This window comes from Deinococcus malanensis (assembly GCF_014647655.1).
GTDB lineage: Bacteria > Deinococcota > Deinococci > Deinococcales > Deinococcaceae > Deinococcus > Deinococcus malanensis.
Genome location: NZ_BMPP01000003.1, coordinates 84400 through 106263, shown reverse-complemented (window position 1 = coordinate 106263; position 21864 = coordinate 84400). Strand labels below are relative to the sequence as shown.

Sequence of the window (21864 nt, the reverse complement as noted above, 5' to 3'; positions counted from 1 at the left end):
TCCGGACGGCACGCACTTTCTTCATATGTTCATGAAAGCTTCGATGCTCCTGGACCATTTGCAGAGCTCCTGGGGTAGGAATAGCATGGGCAGGTCACACAAATCTTGGAGTGGCGTTCCATAATTTGGAACGAGCAGGAGGGGAACGGCATACGTCAACCAAACCGTGCTCAAACCGCTGGATCTGCTTGATCTTTTACCGAACATTCTTCGCTGAGTCTGCACGACATCTGCGACCTGCAGCAGATTCCCAGGGGTTTGGCGCACTGGCTCCTCGCCACCCTACAGTCAGCCAAACTGTGCAGCTTCGCCCTGAGGCTGAGTACATGCTGGGCTGCGAGGCGCCCGTAGTACACGAATGCGTAGCCCAGCGGCTCAGGGGTGGACCTGCAGATCCCGTTCTGAGATGGAATGCTTGCCGATGGCCGCACCTAACCTTCAACCCCCTGGTGGGTGTCCATGTTTCCCTGTGTCGCGATTACCCTTACGGTCCTGGGCTTCAATCTGCTGGGGAACTGGTTGCATGACCATCTTGACCTACAAGGCAGGCGCAGATGAAATCCTCTGATACAAACCTACAGTTCAGTCCTCTCCTCGATCACGAGGGCCAGCCGACACAGCGCGGGCAGAAACACACCTGGACACAGCACTTCCCCTGGGAAGGTCAGCGCCTGCTTGCTCAGCTGCAGGCCGTTGGCCCTGCTGAGGGGCCGCAAAGCATTCTCGCGTACGTCTCGGAGTCTCCAGATATGCGTCTGTGGCTCAGGGAGACGATGCTCCGCGGTGGCACGGTGCCCCGTACCGTCCGGGTCCGCAGTGCCTACAAAACGGCCTACTTCTGGGTCACGGAGGAGGTGCAGCCTCTCTGGCGGCGGGCCCAGGCAGACCGTATCACCCTCACATACCCCGTGCTTCCTGGCGCAAATCCTGGCCGTTTCCTGCAGGAAGCCTACCCGCTCGCCGCGGTGTTCGAGCGTGAAGGGCTGCTCGCGGAGTTCGTCGCGGGCACTGACAGCCTGCCTCTCTACCAAGCGACCCTGTGGAGGGGTTCCCAGCAGCTGTGGCAGGGATCATGCTTCACGCCCCTGGCGGAGCGGCAGTCGCCTGACGGGCGCACGGTCCTTGCCCCGACCGGCTGGTTGACCGTGCGTGCCGGTTCCGTCACAGCGCACGATCAGCCGGTTCCCACCGACGGCGAACTGTTCTGGGACTGGTACAACGCCACGGTCCTGCCGGCGATCCTCGAATTGGCGGACCAGCGTGACGACGGCCTGGTGTTTAAAAACCTCTCGGTTCACCTTCACCTCTCCGAGCCGGACCTCGCACTGGACGTCCTCAATGAGCGAATCAGCATGACCGAGGCCCTGACCGAGGAGATTTATTTCGGCACCATGGACGCCCTGAAGCGGCACACGTCCACGCCGGTCAGTGCCCGGCATCTCACTCCCGGACGCATCGTCCCGGTGGCCAGGGCAACCCCCGGCCAGGATGGCCTGGCGCGTGTCAGCCTCACTGAATGGGGGGACGCGCCGCAGGAAAGCTCACCGGTGGACCCGGGTCTACCGGCAGACGGCGGCATCAGGGGTGTCCTGCTGGACCGGCCCTCACCGCCTGCCCGGACCTGGGCCTCCGCCCAGACCCTGGCCAAGCAACACAGCCTGGAATGGCACGTTCCAGCCCACAGCATGGACGGACGGCCCATCCCAGTCGTCCTGCGGGCTACTCCGGGCACCCCGGACGGCGTTCTGGTGACTGCAGGCCAGCACGCCAACGAAACTACGGGACCCGTGGCGGCGCTCGAATTCATCACGGAACTCGCGTCCACGACAGCCAACTTTGCGGTCATTCCGCTGGAAAACCCGGACGGCGCTTCCCTGCACCGCGCGCTGACACAGATCGCCCCTGAGCACATGCATCATGCGGCGCGCTACACGTCTCTGGGAGACGACCTGGAATCGCGTCTGCGTCAGGGTCGGCCCCGCTGGGAGGCGCGGGCACGGGCCTGGGCCCAGAAGGAGACCGGCGCTTCCCTGCACCTCAACCTGCACGGGTATCCCTCACACGAATGGGTCCGGCCGTTCAGCGGGTACGCCCCACATGGGTTCGAGTCCTGGGCCCTTCCGGCTGGGTTTATCACCATTCTCTGGCACTGGCCCGGTCATGAGGTGCCTGCCAGAAGGATGGCCGAAGCCATCGCACAGAGGCTCGCCCTGGACCCCGAGGTTGCCGGGCACGCTGCCCGGGCCCTCAGGGCAAGCTCGGCGCATAACCTCAAGCCGCATTACGAGCTGATTCACGGCATGCCGTTTATCCTCACAGAGCAGCCAGCGGCCCTGTGTCCGATCACCGTCATCACCGAAGCGCCCGATGAAACGATCTATGGCGCCCCGTTCCGCATGTTCGTGAAGGCCCACCTGACGGTGTGCGCGGCGGCCGTCTCACACCACCTGCAGGTGAACAAATGACCTCCACGCCAAAATGCACCATCCACGACCACCATCACGGCTGGAACAATGCGCTGCCTCCAGCCATCGTGGCCCTGCCGGGTGACACGATCGAGTTCGACGTCCTGGAGGCCAGCGGCGGCCAGATCGGTGCGGCTGCCGTCAGCAACGATTTGCGCAGGCTCGACTTCGGGCTGCTCAATCCAGTGTCGGGCCCGGTACTCATTGAGGGCGCCGGGCCAGGAGACGCCCTGGTGGTGGACATCCTTGAGTTTGTTCCCTCCGGAGTGGGCTGGACCGCGAACATTCCCGGCTTCGGGTTGCTGGCCGATGAATTCCCCGAGCCGTATCTCAAAACGTGGACCTATACGCAGACCCACGCGGAGTTTCTGCCTGGAATCCGCGTACCTGTCCGGCCGTTTGCCGGGACTATCGGCAATGCCCCTGCGGAGTCTGGCATGCACTCGATTGTGCCTCCCCGCCGCGTCGGCGGGAATATGGACATCCGTGACCTGACAGCGGGGACCCGATTGTGGCTGCCGGTGGAGGTCGAGGGCGGCCTGTTCAGCGTGGGTGATACGCACGCCGCTCAAGGTGATGGCGAGGTCTGTGGTACGGCGATCGAATCTGCCATGCGCGTTACCCTGCGTTTTTCTTTGCTCAAGGAGGCAAATTTCAGCGGGCCCCGCTTCCGGACGGCCGGGCCCGTCACCCGGCATATCGACGAGCAAGGGTACGACGTCACCACCGGGATAGGCGCTGATCTGTACGAGGCGTCGCGCGACGCCGTGCGCGCGATGATCGATCACCTGGGCCGCGAGTACCGGCTGGCTCCGGACGATGCCTATCTGTTGTGTAGCGTCGCCGCCGACCTGCGAATCAGTGAGATCGTGGACGCACCGAACTGGCTGGTGAGCATGTACTTCCCGCGGGCTGTCTTCGCCTGACTGCCGGCCAGCCCCTGAACCAGCATCTTCCCGGAGGAGCCCTGACTGGGACGCCCGCCGCATCCCTAGCTGGAAGCAAGCAGCTTCGGGTTACCGGGCGCCCCCGCCTCTCTCGGGCAGGAGTTGCCTCAGGCATTTATGGGAGCAGCCGCATAAAGGCCTGAAAGGTGCCCAGTGCATGCGGATGGGCCGGCAGCAGCATTTCGGGGTGCCACTGCACGGCGATCAGGCCGTCGCCCTCCACCGCCTCGATCAGCCCGTCGGGAGCCGTGGCCGCCACGCGCAGGGTTGGGGCCAGCTGTCTAAGCGCCTGATGGTGATAGGAATTTACGTGGGAGCGCTCGCCGTGGGTGGCGTGCAGGTGGGTACCGGACGAGAAGGTCACCTCATGACCCAGCGCAGGGGGACGGGCCACCTGGGTGTGGTCCACCCAGTACTCGGCGGCGTCGGGCAGGTGCTGCCAGAGGGTGCCGCCTTCAAGCACGTTGATCATCTGCACGCCCCGGCAGATGCCGAACACCGGCTTGCCCAGCGCGCGCGTGGCCCGGTACAGCGCGGTCTCGAAGGCGTCGCGTTCCTCATCGATGTCGCCCAGACCACGCTTGGGAACCTCACCGAAATGACGGGGATGAACGTCGACCCCACCGGTCAGCAGCACCGCGTCCACCTTTGCGGCGTAGGTTTCGGCCAGATCACTCAGGGTGGGCAGCAGCAGGGGCAGGCCGCCGACCGCCTCCACACCCTCGGCATAGCGGCGCGACGTGCCGTTGAATAGTCGGCCCAGGGCGGCCTCCTGGGGTTGTGAGGTGCTCAGGCCAATCAGGGGACGTGCAGACATAGCAGCAGCATATGCGGCCCAGGCATCAACCGGAGCTCCCGCCCGGCGGGTCAGCATATACCCGCACCTCCACGTTCAGGGTGGCTTCTCCGCCGCCGCCGTAGTAGGTCCCGCGGACCGGCGACACATCCGGATAGTCACGGCCATGGCCGATTTTGATGTGCTTCTCGCCGGCCAGCATGTCGTTGGTCGGGTCAAACCCGATCCAGCCGTGCCCGGGAATCAGGGCCTCAATCCAGGCGTGAGTGGCATCGGCGCCGATCATCTCGCCACCGGAATACAGGTAGCCACTGACGTAACGTGCCGGAATTCCCAGGGTCCGGCAGATCCCGAGCATCGCGTGGGTATAGTCCTGGCACACGCCCCGCTGATCACGGGCAAACTGCTCAAGCGTGGTGCCGACACTAGTGGCTCCCGGCGAGTAACTGAATTGCCTGTGCAGCTGGGTGGTCAGGCCGACCATAAAGGCGCTGAGGTCCTCGTGCGGCTGGGGTCCCTGGACCCCGAACACCTGCGGCCAGCGGCCTGACGGCACCCGCGGGCTGGAGACCAGAAACTCGGTGAACTCGCCCCGCAGGTTATCAAGTGCCGAGAACGGCGCCGCTTCCAGGGGCGCCAGCGGACGGGTGTCCACTAGCGCCTGCGCCTCAATGCGCAGCACCTGATGGCGCTCGTGAACGTGTACATGGTGAATGAGTGATCCGAAATAGTCCCGGTGGGTGGTCACCAAGCTGGCTTCGGGGCGGACCACCAGGTGAAAGCTCCTCAGATCCTGGCGGGCGCTGACTTCCGGGGAAAGGCGCACCTCGTTAAACGAGTCCCAGGCGGGCTCCGCGTAACGGTACTCGGTGAGGTGACGGATATCGGCGCGCATGACCCTCCAGCGGGCAGTACAGGTCGGCTCAGACCGTGAAATACGAGGTGGAGATTGCCGAGCCGATGCGGTTGAAATCGGTCAGCAGCGTATCGAGCTGGGCCTGATCGCGTTCGATGAGCTCCTCGACGGTCGCGTGATCAAGCCGCGCGAGCAACCATTTAGCTTCACGCAGCAGCGCCGGGTGGGCCCCCGGGTGGATCCGGTCGATGCCTTCCAGAGCGTCGTGCAGGTTCTCACCGCTGTAGCGCACGCTGCGTGGAAATGCCGCGTCCAGCAGCAGAAACTCGGCGATGGTCCGGGGGCTGGTGTTGGCATGGTTACATTTTCGGTAGGCCTCGTACGCCGAAGCGGTTTTCAGGACCGCGATCCAGCGGTGGTTGTGCACGGCCATCTGCGCAGGATCTGCGGCGTGACTCCGGTAGCGGGTCTGCACCAGTCTCAGCACGTTGTCGCCGCGCTCGAGCATCTGACCGGCCCGCATGAACAGCCAGCCCTCATCTCTGGGCAGCGTGGCGAAGGCTATGCCGAAAAAGAACTGGCTGGTGTCGCGGGCGGCGCTGCAGAACTCGAACAGACCGTCGCGGTCCAGCACCTCTTCATTCTGGAAGCACAGGTCATAATAGGCGCGGTTGAGGCACTCCCACATTTCCGACGGAATGCGGTCACGCAGTCCACGGGCGTTTTCACGGGCGCGGGCCAGGCTCGACGACACACTTGACGGATTGTTGCGGTCAAACGCCAGCCACGCGGGAACGGTGCGCCCGTCTGCACGCCCATGGAAACGGGCAAAATTGTCCTTGCTGCCGGAAATATCCAGCAGCGGTCCCCATTCCTCACTAACCTGACCGCTGGTCTCCAGGGTGGCGTAGTAGTTGACGGTCAGCAGGCGCGCGGTATTTTCCGCCCGTTCCATGTACCGGCCAATCCAGTAGAGCGATTCCGCAAGGCGCGACAGCATCAGACTTCTCCTTCCGGGCGCGGCTGCCCGGCGCGGCTGGCCCCAGGGGTGCCCCCGTCCGTCTGCCCGTTGTCCTTGGCGCCCGGGGGATGGGCCGCCCGGGGCTCCTCCGTGGCTCCATGCCACTGGTGTTGGCCGGCCGCGGTGGACACTGCGTCCGGGCTCTGAGCCTGTCCCCCACCTTCCGACTGGCTCTGCGTCATTCCGCCGAGCGTCTGCGTCATTCCGCCGAGCGTCTGCGTCATTCCACCGGGCGTCTGCGTCATTTCGCTGGACGTCTGGGCCTGCACGCTGCCAGTCTGAGGTTCCGGCGGTAATGCGGCTGTCCCGGAAGGCGTCACCTTATGAAGCTCGGTGGCTCCCTGGTACTGCTGCTGAATCCGGGCAGGAGCGGGACCGTCGTGGTTCAGGACCCAGGTGTCCTTGCTGCCGCCCCCCTGCGAGGAATTCACGACCAGCGAGCCGCGCCGCAACGCGACCCGTGTCAACCCGCCTGGCACGATCGTGACTTCCTGTCCCACCAGGATGTAGGGCCGCAGGTCGACGTGTGCCGGTTCGAACCTCGCCGCGTCCGGATAGAAGGTGGGATGCCGTGAAAGTCCGATCACTGGCTGGGCAATGTAATTGCGGGGATTCTCGCGCACGTTGTTCAGGAATTCCTCGGTCTCGGCTGTGGTGGCTGCCGGGCCGATCAACATGCCGTAGCCACCCGCTTCTCCCACTGCCTTGATCACCAGTTCGGCTGCGTTCTCCAGGATGTGCGCCAGATGGTCGGGGTTCCATCCCAGGAAGGTGGGCACGTTGTCCAGCAGCGGACGTTCACCCAGGTAGTACTCGATCATACGCGGCACGTAGGCATACACGGCCTTGTCGTCGGCCACACCGGCTCCGATCGCATTGGCGATGGCCACCCGCCCCTGGCGGTAGACCTCCACCAGACCGGGAACGCCCAGCGCCGAATCCCGGCGGAAGGTCAGGGGGTCCAGGAAGTCGTCGTCGATCCGGCGGTAGATCACGTCGACCTGCGTCCGGCCGGACGTCGTCCGCATCCACACGCGGCCGCTGTCGACGAACAGGTCACGGCCCTCGACCAGTTCGACACCCATCTGCTGGGCGAGGTAGGCGTGCTCGAAATAGGCGCTGTTATACATCCCCGGCGTCAGGACGACCACGGTGGCCTCGGGAGCCCGTGGGCTGAGTGAGCTCAGCACGCGCTGCAGCGCCGTGGTGTAGTGATGCACGGTCCGCACGCCCTGGCGTTCGAACATGCCAGGGAAGATGCGGGTCATGGCCTGCCGGTTGGCCAGCAGGTAGCTGACTCCGCTGGGCGAGCGCAGGTTGTCTTCCAGTACCAGATACCGGCCCTGCTCGTCACGGATCAGGTCACTGCCGACGACGTGGGTGTAGATGCCCAGAGGAACCTGAAGACCGTGGACCTCCCGGCGGAAGTTACTGGAAGTGTAGACCAGCTCGGCAGGAATGACGCCGTCTTTCAGGATCTGAGCGTCACTGTAGATGTCCCGCAAAAATGCATTCAGGGCCTGAACCCGCTGGGTCAGACCGGCTTCAAGCGCGGCCCATTCGGAAGCCGGAATGATCCGCGGCACCGGATCGAAGGGAAATGTCCGCTCCACCCCCGCACTGTCACCATAGACGGTGAAGGTGATGCCCTGATTGCGGAATGCCAGATCCATCAGGGCCTGACGGCGCTGAAATTCGGTTGTCCCCAGGCGCCGGAAGTATGACAGTACGCCCTCGTAGTGGGGCCTGACCTGCCCGTGCGGAGTAAACATCTCGTCGAAAAATGCTGTCCCCTGGTCGTACTGCTCCATTGCTGTACCCCCGCGTAAGACCAAGAATATCCCATTCAACGAAGGTCTGGTTTTTTATACGTCCTGATCAGCCACAATAACTGACCGATGATGTCTGCCGTCCCATTTTCGCTGCCCCTATCTGCCTTCGATCGCCTCTTCATCGTCCGGTGATCATTTGGCCTTCCGCGTTGTTATGCAGTGTTTTGGATATAAATACTTTATATGCAGGGTACGGGCAGATTCGGGTGTGGCGAGGCACTGCGTTTGAGAAGGGTGGAGCCATCAGAAAGGTTGCCCACAGACATCACTGCCCTGCTCTGAGAAGATGTGTCATGTCCAGCGCCGAATCCCTGAATCTGATGCATGTCCGGGTGGGCTTCCAGCTCACCTTCGATCTGCCGTATCCCACTCCAATGCTGTTCGTGGTTGAGCCGGGGAACCAGAGCGGCCAGCGGATCGTGCACAAAACAGAACTCCTCGACAGCTCACGTGGTGTGGGACAGTGGAGCCGTTACACCGATTCATTCGGCAATACGGTATGGCGTGTGCTGGGCGTGGGTCAGGTGCTGGAGATCGGGCAGGATGCCATCGTCGAGGTCTCTGCTCACAGCGACCCCCAGTGGCCGGACCTGCCGAAAACGCCCGTCGAAGATCTGCCCGATGAGGTTCTGCAGTTTCTGCTGCCCAGCCGCTACGTCGATTCCGACCTGATCTCCAACGAGGCCTGGGAGCGCTTCGGTCAGATCCAGGGCGGCTGGGCGCAGGTGCAGGCCATCAGCGATCATCTTCATGGGGCGTGCATGTACGGCGCGGCCAGCAATTCAAGTACCACCGCCCAGCAGGCATATATGAGCGGGCGTGCCGTCTGCCGGGATTTTGCCCACATGGGCGTGGCCTTCTGCCGGGCGCTGAACATACCCGCACGCTACGTGTGTGGTTACCTGGGAGACATCGGAGTGCCCGCCACACCGACTCCCATGGACTTCCATGCTTGGTTCGAGGCCTGGATCGACGGTGCCTGGCGGACCTTTGATGCCCGGCACAACAAGCCGCGGACTGGCCGGGTGCTGATCGCTTCTGGTCGTGACGCTGCGGATGTGGCCTTTACCACCAGCTTTGGCCCGGCCCGGCTGACGCGCATGCAGGTGTGGGCAGATCAGGTCGAGCCCGGCACGGCGCTGCCTGACGTGTGGCAGCCGCCCCAGGCAAGATACTGAGCCCCAGCACATGAGCCCCGGCACGGGACCGGGGCTCACGCATACGTACAGCTTCCTCAGCCTGCCGACGTCCCTCCCTGCAGCTGCGCGCGAGCCTGCTCCTGCAGCTGGCGCCACGCCACCTTGCCGGTGGGGCTGCGCGGCAGGCTCTCGACGAACTTGTAATCGCGCGGGACCTTGTAGGTCGCCATCTGCTCGCGGGCCCAGTCCTGGAGTTCCTCGGCCGTGACCTGATGGCCGGCCTTGAGCACAATCAGGGCCTGGGCGCGCTCACCCGTGCGCTCGTCAGGCAGGGCGATCACACAGGCTTCCTGCACCGCCGGGTGGTCGTGCAGCTTGTTTTCCACTTCTGCGGGCCAGACCTTCATGCCCGAGACGTTCACCATGCGCTTGATACGGTCGGTGAAGAAGAAGTAGCCCTCGTCGTCCATGTACCCCAGGTCGCCAGTACGGAAAAAGGCCTTGCCGTCGATGGTGATAAAGGCGTTGGCCGTGTCGTCGGGGCGGTTCCAGTAGCCCTGCATGACCTGTGGCCCGTGAATGATCACTTCACCCACCTGCCCGGCCGGAAGTTCGGTGCCGCTGTCGAGGTCCATGATGCGGGCGTCCACGTTGAACAGCGGAATGCCCATGCACTGCAGCTTCTGTCGGTCCTTGGGGTTGGTGTGCGACTGGGCCATGGTCTCGGTCAGACCGTAGCCCTCGATGTACTTGATCCCGGTCAGGTCCAGAAGCCGCTGTCCGATCGCCTCGGGCAGGCTCGCGCCACCGCCGGTGATGTTGCGGACGCTTTTCAGGTCGGCGGGGTCAAAGGTGGGGGAGGCCATCAGGTCCACGATCATGGTGGGCGTGTTGGTCCACAGCGTGATCTGGTGATCGCGGATCAGCTGCCGCGCAGCGTCCCGGTCCCAGCGCGACATGATGTAGACCGTCCCACCCGCGTTCATCATGGTCAGCAGGCTGTTGACGAAGCCGGTCACATGGAAGAACGGCAGCGCCGCCAGCGAGCGGTCCTCGACATTGCCGTCCACCCACACGCCCGCTCCGAACACGTTGGCCTGTACGCTGCCGTGGGTGTGCATGCAGCCTTTGGGCAGACCGGTGGTTCCGGAGGTATACGGCATGACGCACAGGTCGTCTCTGCTGACGTCGGCCGCAGGCGCGGCGGCGTGCTGCAAGGCGTCTTCCAGGGTCACGTCGCCGGGTTGCAGCGTGGGATTGACATCCAGGCCCTCGGGCAGGGGGATGCGCGCGGTCTCGCGGTCGGTGCCGAGCATGATGTTGGCGGACACGACGTGGCCGAGACCGGCCTGCTTGGCCTTCTCGTAGAGTTCGGCACCCACGATGCCCACCCGGATTCCGGCATCCTGCAGGAAGAAGCCGAATTCACGCGCCTGCAGCATGGGCGCCAGCGGTACGACCACCGCGCCCAGGTGCCACGCCGCGAAGGCGCTGACGGCCCAGGCCGGGCTGTTCTGCATCCAGACGGCCACCCGGTCTCCCTTGCCGACGCCCTGGCTGGCCAGATGACCGGCGAGACGTTCGGCCTGCTCGCGGAGTTCGCGGTACGTGACGCTGCGTCCGTAATGCCACAGCGCCGTCTTGTAGGGGTAACGGTCCGAGGTCACCCGCAGGTTGTGCATCAGGCCGGTCTGCGGCAGCGTCAGGGTGCGGGGCTTGTGGGGGGGCCAGTAACGGGTGGGTGCCGTGGAATCAGTCATGACAGGACCTCCTGAAAAAGAGCTGCAAGGCCGCCTGAGCAGGCGGAAACGAGATTGTGCGTGGTCAGAAGTGTAGCTCACGGCCTGCACAGGTGCGGTGCGGACCGGGGTGCAACACGACGGTTAAGGTTTTCCCGTGCCAGACGCGATTCCTGGCTACGGAGGCAAAAATGCGTACTGGACGGCATTTCTCAGAACTTCTACGCGGAAAGGACGTGCTGGCCGGGCTTGGCTGGTTCCGACCCCCTTCACAGCGGGAAAGGGATATGTCATGCTGCTCACCATGACGAAAAAGTCTGCGAAAGCCCCCGCCAAGAAGCCCGCTGCCAGCGCCAAGGCTGCCCCCAAGAAGGGTGCTGTGGCCGCTGAGAGCAACAAGGTCGCCAAGACCCAGCTCGTGGAACTGGTCGCCGACCGCACCGGCCTGACCAAGAAGCAGAGCGAGGAAGCGGTCAGCACCATGCTGGAGAGCATCGTGGGCGCCCTGCGTGAAGGCAAGAGCGTCGGCATGCCCGGCCTCGGGACCCTGAGCGTCAAGCAGACCGCCGCCCGCACCGGCGTGCGCCCCGGCACCAGCGAGAAGATCCAGATTCCCGCCGGTAAGAAGGTGGCCTTCAAGGTCGCCAGCACCCTCAAGGGCAACCTGTAAGCCCAGGCTTGGCCTGAACCTGTCCCCGCCCAGCAGGGTGGGGACACTTTTTTGTGCTGGAATCAGCGGTGTGCCGACACTCACCGCCAGGACCTCAGCGCCACTTCCAGGTGATGAATCTCGTTGAAGGAATCCAGACTGATCCTGCCGCCTCCGAAAGTAAACCGCGTGACGCTGCCGTTACGGACCCGCCAGTTCAGCGCGAGGGCGGCGCTGTCGGGGGCACCCAGGGCCAGGGCAACGCTCAGGCCGATCACGCCGCCACTGGTAAAGGCCACCACCGTGCTCCCGGGCGGCAGCTTCAGCACGTCACTCATGGCCGCGCGCACACGCGCCCGGAACGCGTCCCAGCCCTCGACCTCCGGGTGGGTGATGGTCCCCGCCTGCCACTCGGCCGCCAGCGCTTCGAGGTACTTCTGGAAAGCGCGGTTGCGTTCTGGTCCTCCCCCCTGCTGCGCCGCAAAGGTCTCGCCAAGCGCGGCGAACTCCGGGTCGCGTGCGGCAAGTACGGGAGCCAGCGTGCGGATCAGCCCGTCACCGTCGTATTCGGCCAGCCGGGCGTCCTCACGGGGCGCCGGCCAGTCGGCCGCACCGGCCAGCTCAGCGGTCCGCCGCTGGCGGACCAGGGGTCCGTGCAGAGCGTGCGTGGGCGTGACCCCCTCAGCGCTGAGGGCTGCGCCCACCGCCCTTGCCTGAGCCTCGCCCAGCGGTGAGAGCCTGTCAGTGTCAGCCTCGAAAGGCGTGGCCTGTCCGTGGCGGACCAGAATCAGCTCACTCATGGGCTTCCACGACGGGCAACGTCTGAATGCGGCTCCAGGCCTCCCGGATCAGCCACTCGGCCTGGGCGGCCAGCGGTGCAAAGCGGGGATCGCTGGTCTGACCGGCGCGGTAGCGCGCGAAGATCTGAAGCACGATGACTGCCAGCTTGAAGTGGCCCAGTACCTCGTACCAGGTGACCGATTCAGGCGTCACGGGCCGGCCACTGCGCTGCGCGTAGCGGGCGATAAACGCCTCACGGCTCAGATAACCCTGGTCCGCGCCAGCGGCACCAATCCGGTTGCTGGCCCCTCCCGGCTGCTCGGGCATGGTCCAGTAGGTCAGGGTCAGGCCCAGGTCCACCAGCGGGTCGCCCACGGTGGTCATCTCCCAGTCCAGCAGTGCCACCACCCGGGAGGAATCAGCCGGATCAAGCATCAGGTTGTCGAGCTTGAAATCGTTATGCACCAGGGTATGGGCGCTTTCAGGCGGCGTGTGGGCCTCCAGCCAGCCGATGACATCCTCGTCGTGCAACTCGGCGGGCGGAGGCAGGTCACCGCTGTGCTGCAGGAGTTCCCGCGCCCGGCGCCAGCGGCCGGCCCAGCCCTGGACCTGCCGGCCGTTAAAGCCTTCGGGGCGCCCGATGGCGCGCAGACCTGCCGCGTCGATATCCACGGCGTGCAGGTCCGCCAGGGTGTCCACCAGCGCCTCCGAGAGCTGCCGGGGAGCGTCGGGGTTCGCGGCGAACGCGGCCGGCAGTGACGAGCGCACCACCTCGCCACGGCGGCGCTCCATCAGGTAGAAAGGGGTCCCCAGCACCTCCGGGTCCTCGATCAGCACTTCCGGGCGCGGAGCGACCGGCAGCACCGGATGAATGCGCTCCAGGAGGTGGTACTCGCGGGCCATGTCATGTGCGCCCCTGGCCACGGGACCCAGCGGCGCGCGGCGCAGCACGTATTCCTGTTCGCCCAGGCGCAGCAGGTAGGTCAGGTTGGAAAAGCCTCCTGGAAACTGCTCGGCGCTCAGGGCCTCCACATCGCCGGCCAGGCGGCCACGCAGGACCTCACGCAGCCGGTCCAGGGGGAGCTCCTCGCCGGGGCGCATGGGCGCGGAGTCGGGGCGGGTCACGGCCGGGCATCCCCGCTGTAGGCCGCGTGGCCTGAGAGCAGCGCCATGGCCTTGGTGCGCAGGTGCCGCATCTTGCTGATCCACTCGTCGTAGTTGTTGGCCTTGTTCTGAAACGACTTCAGGGTGGTCTCGTGGGTGGTGATCAGGAAGCCGTCGGCGCGCAGCACCGCCAGCGTCTTTTCGACCAGTTCGTCGGTGCTGATGGCCGTCTGCTGCAGGATCGGGGCGTTCTGGATCATGGGCGTCCACACGCCTTCCGGGCACAGGCAGGCGACCTTGATGCCACGTTCACCGTAGGTGATGGCCAGCCACTCCGCAAAGGCCAGCGCGGCGTGCTTGGTGACCGCGTAGGGCGCGGAGTGCAGTTCGGTCAGCAGACCGGCGGCCGAGGCGGTGTTCAGCAGGTAGCCGTCCCCACGCTCCAGCATGTGGGGCAGCAGGTGGCGGGCAGCCCAGACGTGGCTCATGAGGTTGACCCGCTGAATCAGGTCCCAGTGACGGTCCTCGGTCTCGGGACCTTCGCCGATGGCGATGCCGGCATTGGAGCAGAACAGGTCGATGCGGCCCTCGGCGGCCAGCACGTTCTCGATCAGGCCCTGCACGCCTGCTTCCTGGCCCACATCAGCCCCCACGAACCGCGCGCCGATTTCCTGCGCCTTCAGTGCGCCCACCTGTTCGTTGCGGTCAGAGGCCACGACCGTGGCTCCCTCGGCCACGAAACGGGTGGCCAGCGCGAGCCCGATGCCCGAGGCCGCGCCGGTCACCACAATCACCTTGTTCTGAAAGTCCATGTCTTACTCCCCCTGGGTGTACTTGTCCGGGAACGCCTCGCGTCCCGCGAGCTGTTCTTGTGTCTGCTGCGCCAGCATGCGCACCCGACCCAGCCAGCGGTCGTGGGTGTTGGCGCGGGACTGGAACGCCTTGAGGGTCATCGGATGGGTGGTAATCAGGAACTGTCCCTGCTGCAGTCCGTCCAGGGCGGCGCGGGCCACCTCCTCGGCACTGATGGCGGCCTCCTGCAGGTGCGGTGCGTTCTCGATCAGGGGAGTCTGCACCCATTCCGGGCACAGCGCCGCCACCTGGATGCCGCGGTCACCGTAGGTGATGGCCAGCCATTCCGCGAACGCCATCGCCTCATGCTTGGTCACGGCGTAGGGCGCCGAATGCACTTCGGTCAGCAGACCAGCCGCCGAAACGGTGTTCAGCAACGTTCCTTCTCCGCGCTCCAGCATGTGGGGCAGCAGATGTCTCGCCGCCCAGACGTGGCTCATGACGTTGACCCGCCAGCTCAGGTCCCACAGCCGGTCGAGCGGCTCCAGACCGTTACCTACCGCGATGCCGGCATTGGAACAGAACACGTCGATGCGGCCCTCGGTGGCCAGGACGTTCTGAATCAGGCCCTGGACGCCTGCTTCCTGGCCCACGTCGGCAGGAACGAACCGTGCACCAATGTCGGCGGCTCTCAGTGCGCCCTGCTCGGCATTCAGGTCAGAGGCGACCACCACCGCACCTTCCTCCGCAAAGCGGGTCGCCAGGGCCAGCCCGATGCCGGACGCCGAACCGGTGACCACCACCACGCGTGCCTGAAATGTCATCTCAGCCTCTCCGCAGGCTCACGCCCTGGCGCCGCAGCTCTTCTTTGGCCACCGTCTCGGTGTGCACGATGTCCGGGCCGTCGGCGAGCCGCAAGGTGCGGGCCTGGGCGTACATCATGGCCAATGGAGTGTCCTGGCTGACCCCGGCGCCGCCGAAGATCTGAATGGCCCGGTCGATAACCTTCAGCGCGACGTTCGGTGCTACCACCTTGATGGCCGCGATCTGACCGCGCGCCTCCTTGTTGCCCACGGTGTCCATCATGTGGGCGGCCTGCAGGGTCAGCAGCCGGGCTTGGTCGATCTCCATACGGCTGTGGGCAATCGCCTCGCGCACGTGCTGGTGCCCGGCCAGGGGTTTGCCGAACGCGACGCGCTGCGAGGACCGCTGGACCATCAGCCCCAGGGCGCGCTCAGCCTGCCCGATCAGACGCATGCAGTGGTGGATGCGCCCGGGCCCCAGGCGGCCCTGGGCGATTTCGAAGCCGCGGCCCTCGCCCAGCAGCATGTTGCTGGCCGGCACACGCACGTTTTCGAAGGTCATCTCGGCATGACCGTGTGGGGCGTCGTCGTAGCCGAAGACCGTCATCATGCGCTCGGTGGTCACGCCCGGAGTGTCCATCGGAACCAGGATCATGGACTGCTGCAGGTGCCGCTCGGCCGACGGGTCGGTCTTGCCCATGAAAATGCTGATGGCACAGCGCGGGTCACCGGCGCCGCTGGTCCACCACTTGCGCCCGTTGATGACGTATTCGTCGCCCTCACGTACGATGCTCGCCTGAATGTTCGTGGCGTCGCTGCTGGCCACTTCCGGCTCGGTCATGGAAAAGGCGCTGCGGATCTCGCCGTTCAGGAGCGGCGCCAGCCACTGCTCTTTCTGCTCGGGCGTGCCGTAGCGGGCCAGAACCTCCATGTTGCCGGTATCAGGCGCGTTGCAGTTGAAAACCTCGGGCGCCCACCAGACCTGGCCCATCACCTCGCACAGCCGGGCATATTCCAGATTTGTCAGGCCCCCGCCATACTTACCTTCCGGGTCGCTGGCCGGGGGCAGGAACAGATTCCACAGTCCCTCGGACTGGGCCCTGGGCTTGAGGTCTTCAATCAGTTGCACATGCGTCCAGCGGTTGCCCTCGTTCACCTGACGGTGGAACTCGGCCTCGTTAGGGTAGATGTGCGCGTCCATGAAGGCCGAGAGGCGCCCGTGCAGGTCACGGACGCGCGGCGAGACGTCAAACATGGTCATAAGGGTTCCTCCTCGGGGGTCAGGGGCCGGAAACCGGCGTGGTTGCCCTCGATACTGATCAGAAAGTCGCGGTATCCGGTGCCCCGCGCACTGCGCAGCACTAGGCCCAGCGCCAGGATGCGGTCAAGCAGCGCTTCAGCCCGGATCAGGAGCGCCGGATCGGGGTCACCGGCCACTTGCTCGGCTAGCGCGGCATCTTCGTCGAACAATGGCCGGTATAGGGCGAATTCAGGACACGGCTCGAAATGTCCATGTACAGCCAGATGGTCGCTGCCGGTAATGATCAGCGTGCCCAGACGCGTGGGTCCGTGCTCCAGCGTGTACACGGTGCCGGGGATCATGCCGGGGTCACAGGTACACCCGGAAAATGCTTTCGGCGGTGCAGGCCGGCCGGGCTTCGCCGTCAATCTCGATGGTATTCAGCACCGTGAGTTGCAGGTACCCGGCGCCGGGCTCGGCCGAGAGCAGGACTGCCCGGTTGCGCAGCCGGGTGCCGGAGCGGACCGGCGTGACGAACCGCACCCGGTTCAACCCATAGTTGACCACCATCCGGGCACCTTCGATGTGCGGTGCGCCGCCCGTATTCATGAATTCGCCGGCTAGCATGGAAAGCGTCAGGAAGCCGTGAGCGATGGTCGTGCCGAAGGGGCCTTCGGCTGCCCTGGCTGGGTCCACATGAATGAACTGGTGGTCTCCGGTGGAAGCAGCGAACGCGTCGATGCGCTCCTGGGACACTTCAACCCACTCCGACAGGGCGACCTCCTGACCGATGTGGTCGGCCAGAGAAGCGGGAGTCAGGGTGGTCATACGGCCGTGATGCCGCCGTCGACAGCGATGTTCTGACCAGTCATATACGCACTGGCGTCACTGGCCAGCAGCAGGGCCAGGCCCTTGAGGTCATGCTCGCCGCCCAGCCGGCGCATGGGCGTGTGCTCCAGGATGGACTGCTCGCCGTAGGCCAGCGTGCCCTTGGTCATCTTGGTGGGAAAGTAGCCGGGGCAGATGCTGTTGACGGTGATGCCCTTGTCGGCCATCTCGGCCGCCAGAGCGCGGGTGAAGTTCACCAGCCCTCCCTTGGACGTGTTGTAGGCCAGCGTCGCCGTCATGCGCGGGTCGTTGCCCTGGAGTCCGGCCACGCTGGCAATATTGATGATCCGCCCCTTGCCACGGGGGAGCATGCTGCGGCGCAGCACCTGCTGGGTCAGCAGAAAGGTTCCGTTCAGGTTGACGTTCATGACCTTCATCCAGGCTTCCATGGGGTGCTCGGCTGTGGGCGCCCCCCAGGTGGCCCCGGCGTTGTTGACCAGGATGTCGATAGGACCGACCTCGGCCAGAATGCGCTCCACAGTGGGCTCGATATTCTGGAAGTCGCCGAGGTCGCCGGCATACACATGGGCCTGGATACCCATGCCCTGCAGGTGCGTGCGGGCCTCATCGAGTTCGTGCTGCTTGCGGGCCGTCAGGACCACAGTGGCGCCGTATTCGCCCAGCGCCTCGGCCATCTGCAGTCCCAGCCCGCGCGATCCGCCGGTAATCAGGGCGACACGGCCAGTCAGGTCGAACAAATTTTTGAGGGTCGAAGGCGGCACGGACGCGGATTCTTGGGGCGGCATAGGAACCTCCATGAGCAGGGGAGTGGGCTGAATTGCGGTGCCCGGCCAGCATACGGAGAAATGTACGTGCGCGTCAATTTTGAACGAACAGGGATATTCCGGCGGAAGAGACGACGTAGTGAAGCTCACACCCAGCAAATGAAGCCGGGGTTAATATGAAGGCGTATGGTGCGTCAGATTCTGCTCATAGATGACAATCCCCAGGACCGGGTTCTGGCGGAGGAGGCCTTTGAGCAGGTCTGCGCCGACTGCCACCTGCTGACCCAGCCCAGTGGCCCTGAGGCACTGGAGTACCTGAAGAACACCACCGTGCTCCCGGATGTGCTGCTGCTGGACGTCAACATGCCTGGCATGAACGGCTTCGAGGTGCTTGCGGCCCTGAAGTCGGATCCCCGGCTGGCCCTGATTCCGGTCGTGATGCTCTCGACCTCACAGTCGCAGGAGGACGTGGCACGCTCCTACACGCTGCATGCCAGTTCCTATCTGGTCAAGGCGCCTTCGTTCGGCGGCTTCCTGGCGCAGATAGAGGCGTTTCTGTCGTACTGGCAGGTCAACCGCGTGGTTGGGACATCAAGCTAGGCCCTGCAGGCGGGAGCTGCCAAATCATGGCACCTGCCCCGACACCGGACCGTTAGGCTGTGGTATGGCCTCACCCGCATTTCGCCGTCCCCTGCTGTTGGGGCACCGCGGCTCTCCCAAAGCGCATCCCGAAAACAGTCTGAGCGGATTTCATGCCGCGCTCGATGCCGGACTCGACGGGGTCGAGCTGGATGTGCGCCGCCTGCTGGACGGCACGCTGGTGGTTCACCACGACGCGGCCCTTCCCGATGGCCGCGCGCTGACGACGCTGGTGCGCAGCCAGCTGCCGTCTGGAATTCCTTCCCTGGCGCAGGCGCTGGCCTGGGCTGCCAATTCGGGTGCTTTTGTCAACGTGGAATTGAAGTTCGAGTCCGCACGACCAGACGACCGGGTCGGCCGGACCCTGGACCTGATCCGAACCTTTGGACTGGCTGGGCAGGTGATTGTCAGCTCCTTCAACCCGTGGTTGCTGCTGGCGGCACGGCGCGAAGCCCCCGAGGTGCCACGGGCGCTGCTGGTTCACCATGGGTACCGGTGGGGGCAGCTGGATCTCATACCGCTGATGATGCGGTGGACCGGCTGTCAGGCGCTGCATCCTGTTCATACCCTGGTGACCCACCAGCTGATGGCGCAGGCCCGTGTCCACGGCTGGCAGGTCAATGCCTGGACCGTGAACAGCGTCACGGAAGTGCACAGGCTCTGCGGCCTGGACGTAGACGGGCTGATCGGAGACCTGCCACATGTCCTTCTGGGAGCCCGCGCGGCGCCGCGAATCGGGGCCTGAGGCGACTTCCAGCCAAGGGCGACGGGGACCCTTACTTCCCACCCCCCTCCCCTGTCAGGTGGTTTCCGGTCCCAGCACCCGGCGCAGATAGGGTGCGGTGCGGCTGACCTCGCTGCGCGCCACTTGGGTGGGTGGGCCTACTGTCACAATCTGGCCACCTTCGTCACCGGCGCCTGGGCCCAGGTCGATGACCCAGTCGCTGCCGACCACCACCTGTAAGTCATGCTCGACGGTGATCACCGTATGGCCGGAGTCTACCAGCCGCCCCAGCTGCCGCAGCAGCCGCTCGACGTCGGCCGGGTGCAGTCCTGTCGTCGGTTCATCGAGCACATAGACCGTGCGGCCCCGGCCCGTGCGCTGCAGTTCAGTGGCCAGCTTGACCCGCTGGGCCTCACCACCCGAGAGTTCCGTGGCCGGTTGTCCCAGGCGCAGATAACCCAGGCCCACCTCGGCCAGAGTGTCCAGGGCACGCCGGACCGGCGGCTCCCCGGCAAAAAACTCACGGGCCGCGTCCACGGTCATGCCCAGGACACCAGCAATGTTCTGCCCTGCATATTCGACCTCCAGGGTCTGGGGGTTGTAGCGGGCGCCATGGCACACCGGGCAGGGCGCATACACGCTGGGCAGGAACAGCAGTTCCACCATGACCCAGCCTTCTCCCTGGCAGTGTTCACAGCGGCCACCCTTGACGTTGAAGGAAAAGCGCCCGGCATTGTAGCGGCGTTTTTTCGCCAGTGGGGCGGACGCAAACAGGCGCCGGACATGGTCGAACAGGCCAGTGTACGTGGCCATGTTGCTGCGGGGCGTACGGCCGATCGGCTTCTGGTCCACCCGCACCAGCCGGCTCACCCGGTCGAGGTCGCCGGCCAGGTGCGCAGGACTGCCCAGGCGTTCTGGTCGAGACTCGGCGTGCTCGTCGTCCTCGGTTTCGGCCGGAAGTTCATGCCCCAGCCGGGCGGCCAGGGTCTCGACCAGCACCTGACTGACCAGGGTGGATTTGCCGGAGCCCGACACGCCGGTCACGCTGGTCAGCACACCCAGCGGGAAGCGCACGTCCAGCGCCTGCAGGTTGTTGCGGGTCACGCCCCGGAGTTCCAGCCACCCGGAAGGCACGCGGGGTGTGCAGGCCCCAGCCCGTTCGTCGCGGAACAGGTAGCGTGCGGTCTGGGAGGCATCCACATCACGGAGTCCTGCTGGCGGACCACTGTAGAGAATCTGCCCGCCGTGCTCTCCGGCCGCCGGCCCGACGTCCACCAGCCAGTCGGCGCGGCGCACCACGTCCAGGTCATGCTCCACGACGAACAGCGAGTTGCCGGCCCGCTTGAGGCCGTCGAGCGCCGAGAGCAAGGCCTCGGTGTCGGCCGGATGCAACCCGGCCGAGGGCTCGTCGAGCACATACACCACACCGAACAGGTGCGAGTAGAGCTGGGTGGCCAGCCGCAGGCGCTGCAGCTCGCCCGGCGACAGGGTGGGCGTGGCGCGCTCCAGCGACAGGTAGCCCAGCCCCAGGTCCAGCAGCACCTCCAGGCGCGCTTCCAGATCCTGGGCCAGACGCTGCCGGGCAATGGCCTGCTCAGGGTGTAATCGGTCGGCAGAGGTGGAAACGCCCTGTGCATGGCTCTGAAGCAGCTGCGATACAGCCTTGAGCGGCAGCCGGGAGAACTCGGTAATGTCCATTCCAGCGAAGGTCACCGTCAGGGCCTCGGGGCGCAGACGCTTCCCGTGACAGACCGGGCATTCGGTGCTCAGCATGAACCCCTGGACCCGCTTTCTCATGGCCGCACTTTCGGAGGTGGCGAAGGTGTGCAGGACGTGCCGCCGGGCACTGGAGAAGGTGCCCATGTAACTGGGCTCCAGCTTGCGCTTCAGGGCCCGTTTCGTTTCCTCCGGGGTCAGCCCGGGGTAGACCTGCACCACCGGCTGCTCGTCGGTGAACAGAATCCAGTCGCGCTGCTCCTGCGGCAGCTCGCGCCAGGGGCGGTCCACGTCGTACCCCAGCGTCACCAGGATGTCGCGCTGGTTCTGGCCGCCCCAGGCGGTGGGCCAGGCCGCAATGGCCCGCTCGCGGATGGTCAGCGACGGGTCCGGCACCATGGAGGCTTCCGTCACCTCGTACACCCGGCCCAGGCCGTGGCAATTCGGACATGCCCCTTCCGGGGTGTTGGGCGAGAAGCCCTCGGCGTACACGATCGGCTGCCCGGGGGGGTAGTCACCGGCCCGCGAGTACAGCATGCGCAGCAGGTTGGAAAGGGTGGTGACGCTTCCCACTGAGGAACGAGCAGTCGGCGCGCCGCGCTGCTGCTGCAGGGCCACGGCCGGTGGCAGGCCCTCGATGGCGTCCACGTCCGGAGCGCCGAGCTGATGGAACAGCCGCCGCGCGTACGGAGAGACCGATTCGAGGTACCGCCGCTGCGCCTCGGCGTACAGCGTACCGAACGCCAGTGACGACTTGCCGGAACCCGAAACGCCGGTAAAAACCACCAGGGCGTCGCGTGGGATGTCCACCGAGATGTCCTTGAGGTTGTGCTCGCGCGCGCCACGGACACGCACGAAGCCAACTTCCTGTGGGTCACCGTAGGTCCGGCCAGGGGTCATGCCCCGGAGTATCCGGCCAGAAGCGGGCTTCCAGCCGGCAGTCCGGAGATTTGCTAAAGACCCGCCTCTCTCGGCCCAGGCGGGTTACCGCGCCGCGGCCTGCACGGCC

Annotated in this window: 20 protein-coding genes; 6 read left to right on the top strand and 14 right to left on the bottom strand. The window is 65.3% G+C overall.

Annotation, left to right across the window (positions count from 1 at the left end):
- Positions 1–791 precede the first annotated feature (791 nt).
- Positions 792–2465: a M14 family zinc carboxypeptidase gene (locus IEY49_RS04520; protein ID WP_229780625.1), complete on the top strand. Its 1674-nt coding sequence runs from the start codon at positions 792–794 to the stop codon at positions 2463–2465.
- Positions 2462–3391 carry an acetamidase/formamidase family protein gene (locus tag IEY49_RS04515; protein ID WP_189004999.1) on the top strand — a complete coding sequence of 310 codons (930 nt, stop codon included), beginning with the start codon at positions 2462–2464 and terminating at the stop codon, positions 3389–3391. Before IEY49_RS04520 ends, IEY49_RS04515 begins: the two co-directional genes overlap by 4 nt.
- A gap of 136 nt (positions 3392–3527) precedes the next feature.
- Here IEY49_RS04515 and IEY49_RS04510 read toward each other — a convergent pair whose 3' ends face one another.
- The 4 genes from IEY49_RS04510 to IEY49_RS04495 are packed head-to-tail and all read right to left on the bottom strand — an operon-like array spanning position 3528 to position 7896.
- Positions 3528–4229: a gamma-glutamyl-gamma-aminobutyrate hydrolase family protein gene (locus IEY49_RS04510; RefSeq protein ID WP_189004997.1), complete on the bottom strand. Its 702-nt coding sequence runs from the start codon at positions 4227–4229 to the stop codon at positions 3528–3530.
- 25 nt (positions 4230–4254) lie between these two features.
- Positions 4255–5103, bottom strand: a complete 849-nt coding sequence (locus tag IEY49_RS04505; protein ID WP_189004995.1) for a transglutaminase family protein — start codon at positions 5101–5103, stop codon at positions 4255–4257.
- A 28-nt stretch (positions 5104–5131) separates the two neighbouring features.
- Positions 5132–6064 (bottom strand): alpha-E domain-containing protein, encoded by a 933-nt coding sequence (locus IEY49_RS04500; protein WP_189004993.1) that lies wholly within the window; start codon positions 6062–6064, stop codon positions 5132–5134.
- Positions 6064–7896, bottom strand: coding sequence for a circularly permuted type 2 ATP-grasp protein (locus IEY49_RS04495; RefSeq protein ID WP_189004991.1), 1833 nt, complete (start codon positions 7894–7896; stop codon positions 6064–6066). The genes IEY49_RS04500 and IEY49_RS04495 overlap by 1 nt, the downstream gene beginning before the upstream one ends.
- A 314-nt stretch (positions 7897–8210) precedes the next feature.
- Between IEY49_RS04495 and IEY49_RS04490 the strand changes: the two genes are divergently transcribed.
- On the top strand, positions 8211–9095 hold the full coding sequence (locus IEY49_RS04490; protein ID WP_189004989.1) for a transglutaminase-like domain-containing protein: 885 nt from the start codon (positions 8211–8213) through the stop codon (positions 9093–9095).
- 56 nt (positions 9096–9151) lie between these two features.
- Here the strand turns inward: IEY49_RS04490 and IEY49_RS04485 are convergent, their stop codons facing one another.
- Complete coding sequence (locus IEY49_RS04485; protein WP_189004987.1) at positions 9152–10816, bottom strand: long-chain fatty acid--CoA ligase; 1665 nt, start codon at positions 10814–10816, stop codon at positions 9152–9154.
- 271 nt (positions 10817–11087) lie between these two features.
- Here IEY49_RS04485 and IEY49_RS04480 point away from each other — a divergent pair, with 271 nt between their 5' ends.
- A complete protein-coding gene (locus IEY49_RS04480) occupies positions 11088–11465 on the top strand; it encodes an HU family DNA-binding protein (protein ID WP_189004985.1) in 378 nt (125 codons plus the stop codon).
- Between the two features lie 80 nt (positions 11466–11545).
- On the opposite strand, the gene IEY49_RS04475 is transcribed toward IEY49_RS04480, so the two are convergent.
- From IEY49_RS04475 to IEY49_RS04440, 8 genes are read right to left on the bottom strand one after another with little or no spacing between them, the layout of a single operon-like run.
- Entirely contained in the window at positions 11546–12244 is a 699-nt protein-coding gene (locus IEY49_RS04475; RefSeq protein WP_189004983.1) for a histidine phosphatase family protein, read from the bottom strand.
- Complete coding sequence (locus IEY49_RS04470; protein WP_189004981.1) at positions 12237–13349, bottom strand: phosphotransferase family protein; 1113 nt, start codon at positions 13347–13349, stop codon at positions 12237–12239. Before IEY49_RS04470 ends, IEY49_RS04475 begins: the two co-directional genes overlap by 8 nt.
- Positions 13346–14140, bottom strand: a complete 795-nt coding sequence (locus tag IEY49_RS04465; RefSeq protein ID WP_189004979.1) for an SDR family oxidoreductase — start codon at positions 14138–14140, stop codon at positions 13346–13348. The genes IEY49_RS04470 and IEY49_RS04465 overlap by 4 nt, the downstream gene beginning before the upstream one ends.
- Positions 14141–14143: 3 nt before the next feature.
- Positions 14144–14944, bottom strand: a complete 801-nt coding sequence (locus IEY49_RS04460) for an SDR family oxidoreductase (RefSeq protein WP_189004977.1) — start codon at positions 14942–14944, stop codon at positions 14144–14146.
- Between the two features lies 1 nt (position 14945).
- Positions 14946–16184, bottom strand: a complete 1239-nt coding sequence (locus IEY49_RS04455; protein ID WP_189004975.1) for an acyl-CoA dehydrogenase family protein — start codon at positions 16182–16184, stop codon at positions 14946–14948.
- Entirely contained in the window at positions 16181–16525 is a 345-nt protein-coding gene (locus IEY49_RS04450; RefSeq protein ID WP_189004973.1) for a hypothetical protein, read from the bottom strand. The genes IEY49_RS04455 and IEY49_RS04450 overlap by 4 nt, the downstream gene beginning before the upstream one ends.
- A gap of 7 nt (positions 16526–16532) precedes the next feature.
- Positions 16533–16991: a MaoC family dehydratase gene (locus IEY49_RS04445; protein ID WP_189004972.1), complete on the bottom strand. Its 459-nt coding sequence runs from the start codon at positions 16989–16991 to the stop codon at positions 16533–16535.
- The gene (locus tag IEY49_RS04440; RefSeq protein ID WP_189004971.1) at positions 16988–17797 is read right to left on the bottom strand and encodes an SDR family oxidoreductase; all 810 of its coding nucleotides are present in this window, start codon (positions 17795–17797) and stop codon (positions 16988–16990) included. Before IEY49_RS04440 ends, IEY49_RS04445 begins: the two co-directional genes overlap by 4 nt.
- 165 nt (positions 17798–17962) lie before the next feature.
- Here IEY49_RS04440 and IEY49_RS04435 point away from each other — a divergent pair, with 165 nt between their 5' ends.
- A complete protein-coding gene (locus IEY49_RS04435; protein WP_189004970.1) occupies positions 17963–18376 on the top strand; it encodes a response regulator in 414 nt (137 codons plus the stop codon).
- Positions 18377–18440: 64 nt separating this feature from the next.
- Positions 18441–19160, top strand: a complete 720-nt coding sequence (locus IEY49_RS04430; protein ID WP_189004969.1) for a glycerophosphodiester phosphodiesterase — start codon at positions 18441–18443, stop codon at positions 19158–19160.
- Positions 19161–19214: 54 nt separating this feature from the next.
- Here the strand turns inward: IEY49_RS04430 and uvrA are convergent, their stop codons facing one another.
- Positions 19215–21755, bottom strand: a complete 2541-nt coding sequence (gene uvrA / locus IEY49_RS04425; RefSeq protein WP_189004968.1) for an excinuclease ABC subunit UvrA — start codon at positions 21753–21755, stop codon at positions 19215–19217.
- Positions 21756–21864: the final 109 nt, after the last annotated feature.